The sequence below is a fragment of the Streptomyces sp. OZ13 genome (assembly GCF_052068155.1).
Lineage (GTDB): Bacteria > Actinomycetota > Actinomycetes > Streptomycetales > Streptomycetaceae > Streptomyces.
This window is the reverse complement of the sequence record NZ_JBQHCZ010000001.1, coordinates 260,880-272,623: the sequence shown is the minus strand read 5'-3', so window position 1 is coordinate 272,623 and position 11,744 is coordinate 260,880. Positions and strand designations below refer to the sequence as shown.

Below are 11,744 nucleotides of genomic sequence, written 5' to 3'. Positions count from 1 at the left end.
GGCGCCCTGAGTTGGGGAGGCCGTGACCATGGCCAAGATCCCACCGCGAGAAACGCCCCCGCCGCAGACGGCTCCCGCCCCGACGGTCACCACCGCCGCCGCCGTGCACCCCGTACGGCAGTTGCTCGCGGCCTCCGTCGGCAACGCGGTGGAGTGGTACGACTGGTACGCGTACACGTTCCTCGCCACCTACATCGCCGATCAGGTCTTCCCCGAGAGTTCCGGCAACTCGCTCGTGCCGCTGCTGTCGACGTTCGCCGTCTTCGCCGTCGGATTCTTCATGCGCCCCGTGGGCGGGCTGATCATGGGCGCGGTCGCCGACCGGCACGGCAGGCGCGCGGCGCTCACGGTCACCATCCTCCTCATGGGCGGCAGCAGCCTGCTGGTCGGCCTGACACCGACGTACGCCGCCGCCGGGATCCTCGCGCCCGTGGTGCTGGTCCTGGCGCGGCTGCTGCAAGGCCTCTCCGTCGGCGGCGAGTTCGCCGCGTCGACCACCTTCCTGGTCGAGTCGGCGGGGCCGGGACGACGCGGGCTGTTCTCGTCGTTCCAGTACGTCTCCACGTCGATCGGGCAGCTCGCCGCGTCCGGTGTCGCAGCCCTGCTGGTGAGCGTGCTCGCTCAGGGGCAGATGAACGGCTGGGGCTGGCGCGTGCCGTTCGTGATCGGCGCCCTGCTCAGCCTCGTGGGCTTCTGGATCAGGCGCAGCGCCCACGAGACGCGGAGCGCGGAGCAGCAACAGGGCCCGCGTCCGCGCCTGTTCGACGCGCTGCGGCACCATCCTCGCGAGTCGCTGCTGATCTGCGGCATCACGGCCGGCGGCACGCTCGCGTACTACACGTGGACGTCGTACCTGCCGACGTACGCGGAGCTCAACACGGACATCGACAAGGCGGACGCCCTGATCGCCGGGACGCTGTCGCTGGCGTTCTTCACCCTGCTCCAGCCGGTCGGCGGGCTGCTGTCCGACCGCTTCGGCCGCAAGCCGTCGCTGCTGTTCTTCGGGGTCGGCTTCGCGGTGCTGAGCGTGCCGCTGCTGCGGGCGGTGAACGGCTCGTTCCTGTCGCTGCTGCTCGTGCAGTGCGCGGGCATGGTCCTGCTGACCGGCTTCACGTCGATCTCGGCGGCCGTGAACGCCGAGGTGTTCCCGGCACGGGTACGGGCGGCCGGCATCGGCTTCCCGTACTCCCTCACGGTCGCCGTCTTCGGCGGCACCGCCCCGTACGTGGGCACGCTCTTCAAGGACCTGGACCGTCCGGGCCTGTTTCCCTGGTACGTCGCGGTGCTGTGCCTCGTCTCGTCGGCGGTGTATCTGCGGCTGCCGGAGAGCGCGCACAAGAAGCTGGAGCGGTGAGCACGCTCGGCCGCCGGGGCAGGGACACGGCACCCTGGTCGAGCGCCACGGTGCCGTCATGCCGACGGTCGTTACGCGTCGTTGGCGCAGCGGAAGTGGAGGTTGCCCGAGGAGGACTCCGGGGGTGCGGTGCCGGGTGCCGTGCGTGTGGAGTGGACGGGCCCTCAGGGCAAGCCCGGGTGCGCCGCGGACCGGGGGCCCTCGGATGAGGCTCGGCGGCACCGCGAGCGCCTGTGCAGGCGCGGATCAGTCCGCGTAGACGGCCCTGTCCTCCACGCAGTTGGATACCTTCTGCTCCAACAGGAATCTGTCTGCGGGGCGTTGCGACGTGGGGTCGGGCACAGGCATCGTTCCGGCCGCCGGGGCGGCGACGGTCGCTGCCGGCGTGGGGCAGCCGCCCCCGAAGGGACAGTGCACCGGGTCGAGCTCCGGCGTGCCGCAGTCGGGGGAAGGCTTCGGTGCCGTGTACGGCGAGGGTGGCTTCACCGGTGGGGCACTGCGTTCGATGAGCTCGGTGGCGACGTATCCGGAGAAAGCGACGAATGCCGCGGCGGCTGCCGCCAGGCCCGCCGAGCGGTGACCGGTCACCGGCCGCACCCCCGTGCGGCTCGCCGACTCCCCTGCGCATGACGGATGTTGCGCCCGAGCACCGCCGCCCCCTCCGTGATCGATGCCGCACCGCGGCCACCGTACAAGTGTCGGAGAGCACCGCCCACACAGCTCGGCGGAGAAGGGGGGCCGGGCACCCTGTCCCGTGCGCGCTGTCGGACCGTCGCCCACCGTCCCCGGAACAGCCGCGATGACGAAGCGGGAAGCAAGTGCCAATAGGGTGATCCCATGTCTGTCACGTTGAGTTCCACGAGAACCCGCGCCGCGCTCAAGACGTCGGCGCGTATCTCCGTCGAGTTGCTGCTCGTCCTCGTGGCGACCGCGGTGGCCCTGTGGGTACTCGGCCGGATGTGGTCGGTCGTGTGGCCGCTCATAGTCGGCCTGCTCCTCACGACGCTCACGTGGCCCCTGACCCGTTTCCTGCGCCGGCACGGCTGGCCTCCCGCCCTGGCCGCGTCGACGGTGACCGTACTGTTCCTCGCGGTCGCCGCAGGCGTCGTGGCACTGATCGCGGTGCCGGTGGCGTCCCAGTCCGGCGAGCTGACCGACGGCGTGGTCGAAGGCATCCAGAAGCTGCGCGGATGGGCCGCCGGGCCGCCGCTGAACATCGGCGACGTCCAGATCAACCAGGCCTTCGACAGCGCGGTGGCCCGCGCCCAGGAAGGCGTCGGCAGCATGGTCTCCGCCGTGGTCACCGGAGTGGGCACCGTGGTCAACGGCGTGGTCACGGCCGTCCTGGCGCTCTTCCTGATGTTCTTCTTCCTCAAGGACGGCCCGCGCTTCCTGCCGTGGCTCGCCCGTCAGTTGCCCGGCCGGCTCGCCACCGACGTCCCGACCGTGGCGGAGCGCGGCTGGGAGACCCTGGGCTCGTTCGTACGTTCCCAGGCGGCCGTCGGTCTGCTCGACGCCGTCCTGATCGGCCTCGGCCTGTGGATTCTCGGCGTACCGCTGGTGCTCCCGCTCGCGGTGCTGACCTTCGTCTCCGCGTTCGTGCCGATCATCGGCGCCCTGTTCGCCGGTTTCGTCGCCGTACTCATCGCACTGGTCTCCAACGGCCTGACGGACGCGCTGATGGTGCTGGCCGTCATCGTGGTGGTGCAGCAGCTCGAGGGCAACGTCTTCCAGCCCATGATCCAGAGCCGCGGGCTGGGGCTCCACGCGGCCGTGATCCTTCTGGCGGTGACGCTGGGCGGCAGCCTGGCCGGCATCGTGGGCAGCCTGCTCGCCGTACCGGTCGCCGCGCTGATCGCGGTCGTCTGGAACTACATACGCGAGCAGCTCAGCGACCCGCCCCGGGAGCCGGAGACCGACGAGCCGCACACCGCTGCCGCCGTCCCGTCGTAACAGCCACGCACGAGCGGACCGTGAGCCACGACGGGCCCTGACGGGGGCGGCAGTTCAGTGCGGCGGGAACGAGTCCGCGCGGACCTGCGGCGCAGGGGTGCTGGAGACCCGGTAGCGCCCGTTGGGCAGATGCGCGGAGGCGGTGTCGGTGATGTGCACCGTGAGCGGGCCGGCCCATTCGTAGCCCTTCTCCTCACCGTGACGGGCGAGTGTGTCGATCAGCGCCTGGCCCAGTTCCTCTTCCCTGCGGGCGAGTTCTCTGTGGACGCTGTCGGCGAGTTCGATCTCGTAGGCGTTCGGCACCACGACACGGCTTTCGCTGCAGACCACGGCGTGGTCGTCGCATTCGCGCCGCAGGGCGTCGAGCAGTTCCACGGGCTCCCTGTGGAACATCTTGGCCAGCAGCGCGCCCTGCTTGCGCTCGAGGGCAAGTTCCCATCGGCTCAGCGTTCCCATGGCCGTTCTTCTTGCCCGAGGACGCGCCGTCACGCCTGCCCGATGCGGTCGTTCAGGCCGTGAGCAGAGAATCGTCCTCGGGCCGGGCGCCGGGCAGCCGGTGGCGGGCTGCGATCAATGCCGCGTCGATGTCCCCGGTGCCGGTGGAGACGCACAGGGTGTAGGCGATGTCGTCCATACGCTGCCGGCTCTCGGCGCTGCCGTTCTCGGCGTGCAGGACCTTCAGCGTCTCGTACTGCTCGACCAGGTTTCCAAGGATGACGGGGTGGGCCATCAACACAGTCGTCTCCTTCCGTTGCTGCCCTTGGGGGCACTGGGAGCTTCGTGGGGAGCGCTTTCCCTCCCTTCCGCCACTCATGCCCCAGAAGTAGCTCGGAATCAGTGAAATCAGTGAGGAGCTTCACCCGGTCCTGCCCGACGGAGGCAGCCCGCGATTGCGGCTGAGGAACCCCGCGAAAGGCTGCCGGGCCTATCGGGGGAATCACCTGGCACGGGTCGCGCGGCACCCTTTCCCGGCCGGCGCCGCCGGTTAATGTTCGACGCCCGTCCGCACCTCGCCCGGACCGGCGACGAGAGGGAGAGACCATGCCGCTCTATCTGTCGAGATTCAGTTACACGCCGGAGAGCTGGGCCAGGATGATCGGCAACCCGGAGGACCGCAGAGGGGCCGCTCAGGCGTACATCGAATCGGTCGGGGGAAAGCTCCACGGATTCTGGTACGCCTTCGGCAAGCACGACGGCTACACCCTGTGGGAAGCCCCCGACAACGTGTCCATGGCAGCAGTCGCCCTGGCGATCACCGGCGGCGGAGCGCTCAGTTCACTGGAGACGACCGTCCTCCTGACGGTCGACGAAACGATGGACGCCCTGCGCAAGGCCGCGAACGTGCGCTACAAGGCGCCCGGCGCCTAGAGCGTGCGCTGGTCCTGGGCCTCGGTGGGGACGGGCCGTTGCCATTCCCTCGGCCGAGGGAAGCAGGGTGCATGGACTCGTGCACGACGGTCTGCTCGACGACGTACCGCAGCCTGTCGAAACCGACGATGTCCGGTGCCCCCTCGCTGTTAATGTCGCGCCATGTCCAAGATCGAGATAGACGCTGTGACGGCCGAGTTCTTCGATGCCTTCGACAACCGGGGCGGCAAGACCGCCGACGTGGCCCGGATCCGCCGGCTGGTACTTCCGGGTGGCGTGATCGTCAAGACCGGCCCGGAGCTCACGGTCTACACCGTGGACGAGTTCATCGAGCCTCGCCGGCGGTTGCTGACCGACGGTCGGCTGGTCGAGTTCTCCGAGTGGGAGACCTCCGAAAAAACTGAGATCGCGGGCGATATCGCGTCGCGGTTCGGCGAGTACCGCAAGTCCGGGATCTTGGACGGTGAGCCGTTCGAGGGAGGCGGGACCAAGACCATGCAGTTCGTCCGCACCTCGGAGGGCTGGCGGATCACGGCGTTTGCCTGGTACGACCAGCCGTGACCGCAGGAGCGGTCGGCTGCGGCTGCCGAGCAGGGCGTCGGGACGCCTGCGGGAATGCCCGGGAACTCCACCGAGCGGTGCCGTCGATGTCGTGAGCCGGTGGTTCGCAGGCCGCCATGTCCAGCGTCCAGCGCGGGCGAAGAGCGGCGATGCGCCCGAGCGCACATGGTCGCAACTGCGGCGTTGGTGCACCCCGGGCGTGATCGGCAACCGGCTGTGACCGGAACCGGGCCTGGCTCTGCGGCTTCTCGTCCACGCAGAGGACCCGTACCCCCGCACGAGCCCCCGCCTGCGGAGTGATCTGTCGCACACGCTGTCACAGCGATCGACCGGCTGGTGTCTTGAGGCCGAACCCCTCGACAACCAAGGAGACACCATGACCGGCAACACCGAAGTGGTCGTGATCGGCGGCGGATACTCCGGCGTCATGGCCGCCAATCGCCTGAGGCAGCGCGGGGACGTGACAGTGACCCTGATCAACCCGCGTCCGACCTTCGTCGAGCGGATCCGCCTGCACCAGCTGGTGGGCGGGTCCCACGAGGCGGTCGTCGAGTACCGAGACGTTCTGGCCGAGGGCGTCCGGCTGGTCGTCGACACCGTGGCACGGATCGACGCCGCCGGGCGCAGCGTGACGCTGACGGGCGGCGGCTCGGTCGGCTACGACTACCTGATCTACGCGGTGGGCAGCGGCAGCGCCGACCCGAGTGTGCCCGGAGCGGCCGAGTTCGCCTACCCGCTCGCGAGCCTGGAGGAGGCGCAGCGGCTGCGGCCAGTCCTCGAAAAGGCGCCTGCGTCGGCCGTGGTGACGGTGGTCGGAGCCGGTCCGAGCGGCATCGAGACGGCGGCCGAGCTGGCGGAGGAGGGCCGCAGCGTGACCCTGGTGTGCGGCGGGGTGCTCGGCCCGTACCTGCATCCTCGGGGGCGGCGCTCGGTGACCGAGCGGCTGGCCGAACTCGGTGTGACCGTGGTCGACGGTCCCGGCACGTCGGTGACGGCGGTGACCCGCGATGCCGTGGGGCTCGGTGACGGCCGCGAGCTGCCGAGCGACGTGACCATCTGGACCGCCGGATTCGGCGTGCCGGACCTGGCCGCACGCAGCGGGCTGAGCACCGACTCAGTGGGCCGCCTCCTCACGGACGAGACGTTGACCAGCGTGGACGACGTGCGCATCGTCGCGGCCGGCGACTCGGCGGCGCCGTCGGACCTGCCGCTGCGGATGAGCTGCCAGGCCGCGATGCCGCTGGGCGCGCGGGCCGCGGACACGGTGCTCAGCAGGATCGCCGGGGAGCAGCCGTCGCACCTCAACCAGGCGTTCGCAGGCCAGTGCATCAGCCTGGGCCGACGCGCCGGCATCTTCCAGTTCGCCCACAGGTACGACGTCGCGGTGTGGTTCCACATCGACGGTCGCCCTGGCGCGAAGCTCAAGGAGTTCGTGTGCAAGGGCGTCGTCAAGCACCTGGCCGACGAGGCGCACAAGCCCGGTTCGTACGGCTTGCACCGCGTGTCAGGAGGCTCCAAGCGCCGGGAACTGCTGGCGGCCGGGCAAGGAGAGGCGCCGGCGACCGAGCCTGCCCGAGTGGCCGGAGAACGTACGGCCCGCTGACCGTGCTCCCAAACCGGGCGGGGCACCGGACAAAGCCGCCCCGAGGGACGCGATCTCACCCGCGCCACCCGCACGCGCCGGCTACGCAAAGGCGCAGCCGCGTTCGTGCCGGGGATCAGCGCCGTGTCGGGAGGCCCAGTAGGCCGGTGAGTTCGGCGTCGGTGGCCGGCCTGAGTGTCGACAGGATGTGGCGGGCCGCCGAGAGGTCCGTGTGACGGCCTTGCACTGTCACGGTGCAGACGAGGCCGTCGCGGCGCAACCGCAGTTCCTGGTGCTCGTAACCGCCTTCGTACGTGAGCAGTTGGCGGCCTTCGCCGTCGTCCACGCAGTGGATCGGGTCACCGAAGGGAACGGGGCAGCCGCGCGCGTCGGCGCGGCGGGTGTCGTGTCCGGCGCGTTCCACGCCGAGATGCAGTCGTACCGATTGGGGCCTCTCGTACTCGGCACCGAAGGTGTCCGCGCCCGCGCCCAGGGCTCGCAGCGTGTAGCCCGACGGCGGATCGCCCACGCGTAGCAGGCCGCGGTCCACGCCGTTGGCGGCGAGATGCTCGTCGAGAGTCGGCGGCTGCGAGGCGTCCCGGTAGGCGTACGCTCCGCCGCCGACGAGAACGGCCGCCGCCCCGAGCGAGCCCAGTTTGATCCGGGCGCCGGGGAGGAACAGCGCGGCCGCGAGCGCGTAGCAGGAGCCTCCGGCGGCGTAGAGCGGAAGGGCATTCTCGAGGCGGTCGATCTCGAAGTTCACCACGGCGGCCACGGACGCGCCGGCCGTGCCGGACACGTAGACGGTCACCGTCCATGTCCACCGGCCGCGTCGCCGATGGGCGAGCGGAACGATCGTGCGGGCGGCGCTCGCGACACCCGCGAGCGCCCCCAGCCCCAGAACGGCCCCCAGGGCGAGGAGGCCGCCGCGGACAGTCGTCCCGTCGACGAAGAGGGCGATGAGCACCACCCGCAACTGCACAGCCGTCAGAACGCCTCCGGTGATCCAGACGGCTGCCAGATGGGCGGCTCGGCGCCCCGCTTCCTTCGTCCCTGCCATTCTCGTGATCACGCCGGATCGGCGGGCCGCGGTTCCCTGGCCGGCCCGGCGCGGTCCTGCGCGGTGCCGGGTCGGCCGAGGGAGCGGTACCCGTTCACCTGCGAACCCGATGCGCAACCTCGCGCAGCGGGCCGGCTGTTACGGGACCCACTCCGAGATCCGCCGCGGTCGGTTCAGCGCGGTGCTCGGATGCCGTCGATGATGCGCGTCCAGTTGTCGCCGCCGTTCCCGTCCTCGATCGCGCGCCGGTAGTGGGCCTGCACGGCCAGCGGGAGGGCGAGGTCGAGGCCGAGGGACGTGCTGGTCTCGACGATGTGGTCGGACGTCGCGCCCATCATGGTGACGGTGCTGAGGTCGCCGGGGTGCTCTCCGGCATCCAGTGCGGCGCCCGGGCTTCCTTCGCCGGCCCTCAGCATGTCGCCGGTCGAGTCCGTGAGGGTGAGCAGCTCCGGCAGCGCTTCCTGGGCCTTCATCCCCGCATGGCCCAGCATCGCGGTGGCGTGCATCAGTCCGGACAGGGTGGTGAGGAACACCGCGAGGTGGGCTTGGTACATCATCTGGGCGAGGCCCGGGTCTTGCCCGAGATACTTGGGTGTACCGAGCGGTGACAACGCCGCCAGGTGACGGTTCATCACCTCGTCGGGGCCGCTGTAGTAGATGTAGGCCGCCTCTGTGCCGACCATGGGTGCCGGCGTCATGACGCCGCCGGTGAGGAAGGCGGCGTCGTGGCCTGCCGCCCAGGTCGCTGCCTCGCGGCTGCGGTCGGGAGTGTCGGAGCTCAGGTTGACGAGCGTCCGGCCGGCGAGCGATCCGGAGGCGTCGGCGAGGATGTCGTACATCGCCCGGTAGTCGGTGAGGCTGAGGATGACCAGGTCGCTCGCTCCGACCGCCTGGCGGGGTGTCGCCGCGAGCGTCGCTCCGTCGGCGACGACGCCGTCGGCGCGGGCGGCCGTGCGGTTCCAGACGGTGACCTGGTGGCCACGGGCGAGGAGGGTCCGGGTCATGGCCTGTCCCATCGGGCCCAGCCCGATGACGGTGACGGCGCTGCCTTGCGTGGTCTCGAGGTTCTGTCGTTCGTTCACCCCTCCATGCTCGGAGAGTGCCACTATTCTCGGTAGTACCCACTATTTACTGCGGTACTTACCTTCTTGTAAGGGGCGATCAGTGATGGCCAAGGCGCCGAGGTGCGGGCCTTACATCTGCGGCGTCGACGCCGCGCTCGACGTGGTGAGCGGCAAGTGGAAGGGGCTGATCCTCTGGGAGCTCGACACCCATCGTGTACGCCGCTTCGCCGAGCTCCGTCGCGGTCTGCCGGGAGTGAGCGAGAAGATGCTGACCCAGCATCTTCGCGAGATGGAGGCCGACGGCCTCGTGCACCGGGAGGTCTACGCCGAGGTGCCGCCGCGGGTGGAGTACTCCCTGACCGAACACGGGCGCACCCTCAATCAAGCGCTCGGGCCGCTGGGCGCGTGGGGGACCGAGCGCATCCGCCGCGAGGCCATCGAAGTGGTCGACGTGGCCGCGACCTCGCACCGCTAGGCCATTTCCTTCGGGGCATCTGATCCGTCGGGCCAGGCGCCGCCTCAACTGCCGTGGCCCGTCGGGGCTTTGAGCACCCGGGCGCCGGTTCCGGCTGCCGCGAGGTGCCGTGAGTGCAGGCGCTTCCAGCTCCGCCGGGTGAACGCCGCCCCGGCACCCCGCCTCCGTACCGGGTCACCTCCGCAGGTCCGGAATCCATCGTTGACCAGCGGTTTCCAGCTGCCTGCAAGATTGCTGCACGGTCACTTGCGCACGATCGTGCCGACGCCGGGTCATGCGACCGCCACGGCGTCGACACGACACCAAGGAGCGATCCACCATGCGCAAGATCCTCGCCGCGGCCGCCGTGCTGTCCGGGCTGGCGACCGCCCTCGCTGCCATCCCCGCGCATGCGGCGGTTTCGAAGAACTCGGGTGCCTACTCCAGCTCGTTCGTGGACGGCGCCGGCGCCCTCACCGACGACTTCGGTGAGCAGGCCGGTGAACTCGGCAACTCGCTCTGCTACGGCTGCGGCAACTCCTCGAACACCGACGTCGTCGTCCTCTGGCAGAGCATCCTGGCCGCGGAGGACTTCCTCACCCTGAGCGAGATCGACGGGCAGTTCGGGCCTGCGACCAGGGACGCCACGAAGGCCTGGCAGCGGCGCTACGGCCTCACCGCCGACGGCATGGTCGGCGACGCCACCTGGAGCAAGGCCGACGACCGGCTGAGATGGCTGTCCAGTTCACGCGTCAGCTATACCGCCAGTTACCAGTCGGGCGCGGTGACCTTCCACCGCGGCGATCCCAACATTGCTCAGGACGACGGTGCCTACAAGCTCGTCGAGGTCTACCGGTACGACCACGTGAAGTCGATGGGCGGCCTGCGCATCGAGTTCAACTCGCTGACCACTCTCTGACCGAACGACCGACCGGAGGGGAAGCCACCATGGACAAGACCCGCCGGCAGCTCGGCCTCCAACCGGCCTCGCCGGCGCCGCGCCCTGACCGCCGTCGGCGTGGGCGGCCCCGCCCACGCCGCGCCCCGCCCCCGGGTGGCGCGGTGCGACGTCCGCGAACGGATGGCGCATAGACGCCGGGGTGGTCGCCGTGTTCCCGGTCTCCGGTGCCGCCCGCACCGTGGCGCTGCACCGCGACGCGGCGGCGGTGCTGCTGCACGTCGCCCGCCGCCGGCTCCCGACCGCCGCGCCGAGGCACGCCGTCTCGAACGCGCGCAGGCGGGACCGGGTGCCGCCGGTGGGCACCACCGCGTGCTCACCGGCGGCACGTGCGATCACGTCGTCAATCGTGCGCCGCCGTCCCGGCTCCCCGTGTCGCGGCCCGTAGCATCGCCGCTCCCACCGGCGTCAGCGTGTGCAGAACGGACGGCCCATGACGGACACTCGTGAGGAGTCCCGCGTCGCGCAGCGCGGTCGCGTGCCTGCTGGCGGACGACGCCGAAACCCCCGCCGCGCGAGCGATCTCACCGGTCGTGGCGCCGGCGGAGGTGGCGTACAGGGCGATCGCCCGGGCCCGGCCCAGCAGGGCGGTCAAGGGCTTCCCGGGGTCGTCGCCGCCGCCCGGGGGCGGCTCGTGGAGCATCGAGTACCAGAGGACGGGAGGCAGTTCCGGATCGGCGAAGGCGACCGGTTCGGCCCAGTTGAAGTACGAGGGGACGAGCGTGAGCCCCCGCCCGTGGAGATACAGGTCCCGGTCCGCCGCCTGGGTGGGGTAGGTGACCTCCAGGACCGGTGGCCGCCAGCGCATCATGGGCCCGAGCCCCGCGAGCATGCCTTCGACTCCCCCGTCGAGGAGGCCACGGCAGCGCGCCGCCCGCTCGGCCTCCAGCTTCGCCAGGACCACTTCCTCGTACGGGACGACGACGGCCTCGTGATACGCGCGCAGCAGCCCGACGAGTTCCCTGCGCGCCGCCGGTTCGACCAGCCGCCCGCCCCATGCCGGCGCACCGACGGTCCGGTCGAGGATGGTCACTTCCTCCAGGATCCGTTGCGGCGGGGTGGCCAGGATCGACTCCACGCCCGCCTCGAAACCGTCCAGGGCACCGGCCGGCGTCAGGAAGTCCGGAAAATACTCGGCCCGCGGATACAAGCGCAGGAGAACGTCCCGCACGGACCGCTCCAGCCCGTTCTCCCGTAACCGCTGTCGCGCCATGCGGGTCCACCCCGCGTAGGCCCACGCTCCCTTCCGCGACTGCAGCCGGTGCAGGCTCGCGGCGATCTCCCAGAGCGGATCGGGTCTGCTGGCCAGTCTGGTCCGCCCCAGGTCGGCGTCACTGAAATGAATGCGGAGCATCGCGTTCTCCCCCGTTGCGCTCAGCTTTTGCACTCA

The 11,744-nt window shown here is 70.6% G+C and carries 13 protein-coding genes; 7 read left to right on the top strand and 6 right to left on the bottom strand.

Annotated features, from left to right (window positions below):
- Positions 1 to 28: 28 nt before the first annotated feature.
- Entirely contained in the window at positions 29 to 1,354 is a 1,326-nt protein-coding gene (locus ACTMTU_RS01215; protein ID WP_441261517.1) for an MFS transporter, read from the top strand.
- Positions 1,355 to 1,600: 246 nt separating this feature from the next.
- On the opposite strand, the gene ACTMTU_RS01210 is transcribed toward ACTMTU_RS01215, so the two are convergent.
- Positions 1,601 to 1,942, bottom strand: coding sequence for a hypothetical protein (locus ACTMTU_RS01210; protein WP_441261516.1), 342 nt, complete (start codon positions 1,940 to 1,942; stop codon positions 1,601 to 1,603).
- Between the two features lie 249 nt (positions 1,943 to 2,191).
- Here ACTMTU_RS01210 and ACTMTU_RS01205 point away from each other — a divergent pair, with 249 nt between their 5' ends.
- Positions 2,192 to 3,307, top strand: a complete 1,116-nt coding sequence (locus ACTMTU_RS01205) for an AI-2E family transporter (RefSeq protein WP_441261515.1) — start codon at positions 2,192 to 2,194, stop codon at positions 3,305 to 3,307.
- A 54-nt stretch (positions 3,308 to 3,361) separates the two neighbouring features.
- Here ACTMTU_RS01205 and ACTMTU_RS01200 read toward each other — a convergent pair whose 3' ends face one another.
- Positions 3,362 to 3,763, bottom strand: coding sequence for a DUF3662 domain-containing protein (locus ACTMTU_RS01200; RefSeq protein WP_441261514.1), 402 nt, complete (start codon positions 3,761 to 3,763; stop codon positions 3,362 to 3,364).
- Positions 3,764 to 3,815: 52 nt separating this feature from the next.
- A complete protein-coding gene (locus tag ACTMTU_RS01195; RefSeq protein WP_441261513.1) occupies positions 3,816 to 4,043 on the bottom strand; it encodes a DUF5133 domain-containing protein in 228 nt (75 codons plus the stop codon).
- A gap of 305 nt (positions 4,044 to 4,348) precedes the next feature.
- Here ACTMTU_RS01195 and ACTMTU_RS01190 point away from each other — a divergent pair, with 305 nt between their 5' ends.
- The 3 genes from ACTMTU_RS01190 (at position 4,349) to ACTMTU_RS01180 (ending at position 6,839) form a co-directional block, all read left to right on the top strand.
- Positions 4,349 to 4,675: a GYD domain-containing protein gene (locus tag ACTMTU_RS01190; RefSeq protein WP_441261512.1), complete on the top strand. Its 327-nt coding sequence runs from the start codon at positions 4,349 to 4,351 to the stop codon at positions 4,673 to 4,675.
- 162 nt (positions 4,676 to 4,837) lie between these two features.
- Positions 4,838 to 5,236, top strand: a complete 399-nt coding sequence (locus ACTMTU_RS01185) for a DUF4440 domain-containing protein (RefSeq protein ID WP_441261511.1) — start codon at positions 4,838 to 4,840, stop codon at positions 5,234 to 5,236.
- A gap of 376 nt (positions 5,237 to 5,612) precedes the next feature.
- Positions 5,613 to 6,839: an NAD(P)/FAD-dependent oxidoreductase gene (locus ACTMTU_RS01180; protein ID WP_441261510.1), complete on the top strand. Its 1,227-nt coding sequence runs from the start codon at positions 5,613 to 5,615 to the stop codon at positions 6,837 to 6,839.
- A gap of 115 nt (positions 6,840 to 6,954) precedes the next feature.
- Here the strand turns inward: ACTMTU_RS01180 and ACTMTU_RS01175 are convergent, their stop codons facing one another.
- Positions 6,955 to 7,878, bottom strand: a complete 924-nt coding sequence (locus ACTMTU_RS01175; protein WP_441261509.1) for a hypothetical protein — start codon at positions 7,876 to 7,878, stop codon at positions 6,955 to 6,957.
- Between the two features lie 173 nt (positions 7,879 to 8,051).
- Positions 8,052 to 8,960 carry an NAD(P)-dependent oxidoreductase gene (locus ACTMTU_RS01170; protein WP_441261508.1) on the bottom strand — a complete coding sequence of 303 codons (909 nt, stop codon included), beginning with the start codon at positions 8,958 to 8,960 and terminating at the stop codon, positions 8,052 to 8,054.
- An 85-nt stretch (positions 8,961 to 9,045) separates the two neighbouring features.
- Between ACTMTU_RS01170 and ACTMTU_RS01165 the strand changes: the two genes are divergently transcribed.
- Together ACTMTU_RS01165 and ACTMTU_RS01160 are read left to right on the top strand one after the other, a co-directional pair.
- On the top strand, positions 9,046 to 9,417 hold the full coding sequence (locus tag ACTMTU_RS01165) for a winged helix-turn-helix transcriptional regulator (RefSeq protein WP_441261507.1): 372 nt from the start codon (positions 9,046 to 9,048) through the stop codon (positions 9,415 to 9,417).
- Between the two features lie 319 nt (positions 9,418 to 9,736).
- Positions 9,737 to 10,315 carry a peptidoglycan-binding domain-containing protein gene (locus ACTMTU_RS01160; protein ID WP_441261506.1) on the top strand — a complete coding sequence of 193 codons (579 nt, stop codon included), beginning with the start codon at positions 9,737 to 9,739 and terminating at the stop codon, positions 10,313 to 10,315.
- A gap of 382 nt (positions 10,316 to 10,697) precedes the next feature.
- Here ACTMTU_RS01160 and ACTMTU_RS01155 read toward each other — a convergent pair whose 3' ends face one another.
- Complete coding sequence (locus tag ACTMTU_RS01155) at positions 10,698 to 11,708, bottom strand: ArsR family transcriptional regulator (protein ID WP_441261505.1); 1,011 nt, start codon at positions 11,706 to 11,708, stop codon at positions 10,698 to 10,700.
- Between the last annotated feature and the right edge of the window lie 36 nt (positions 11,709 to 11,744).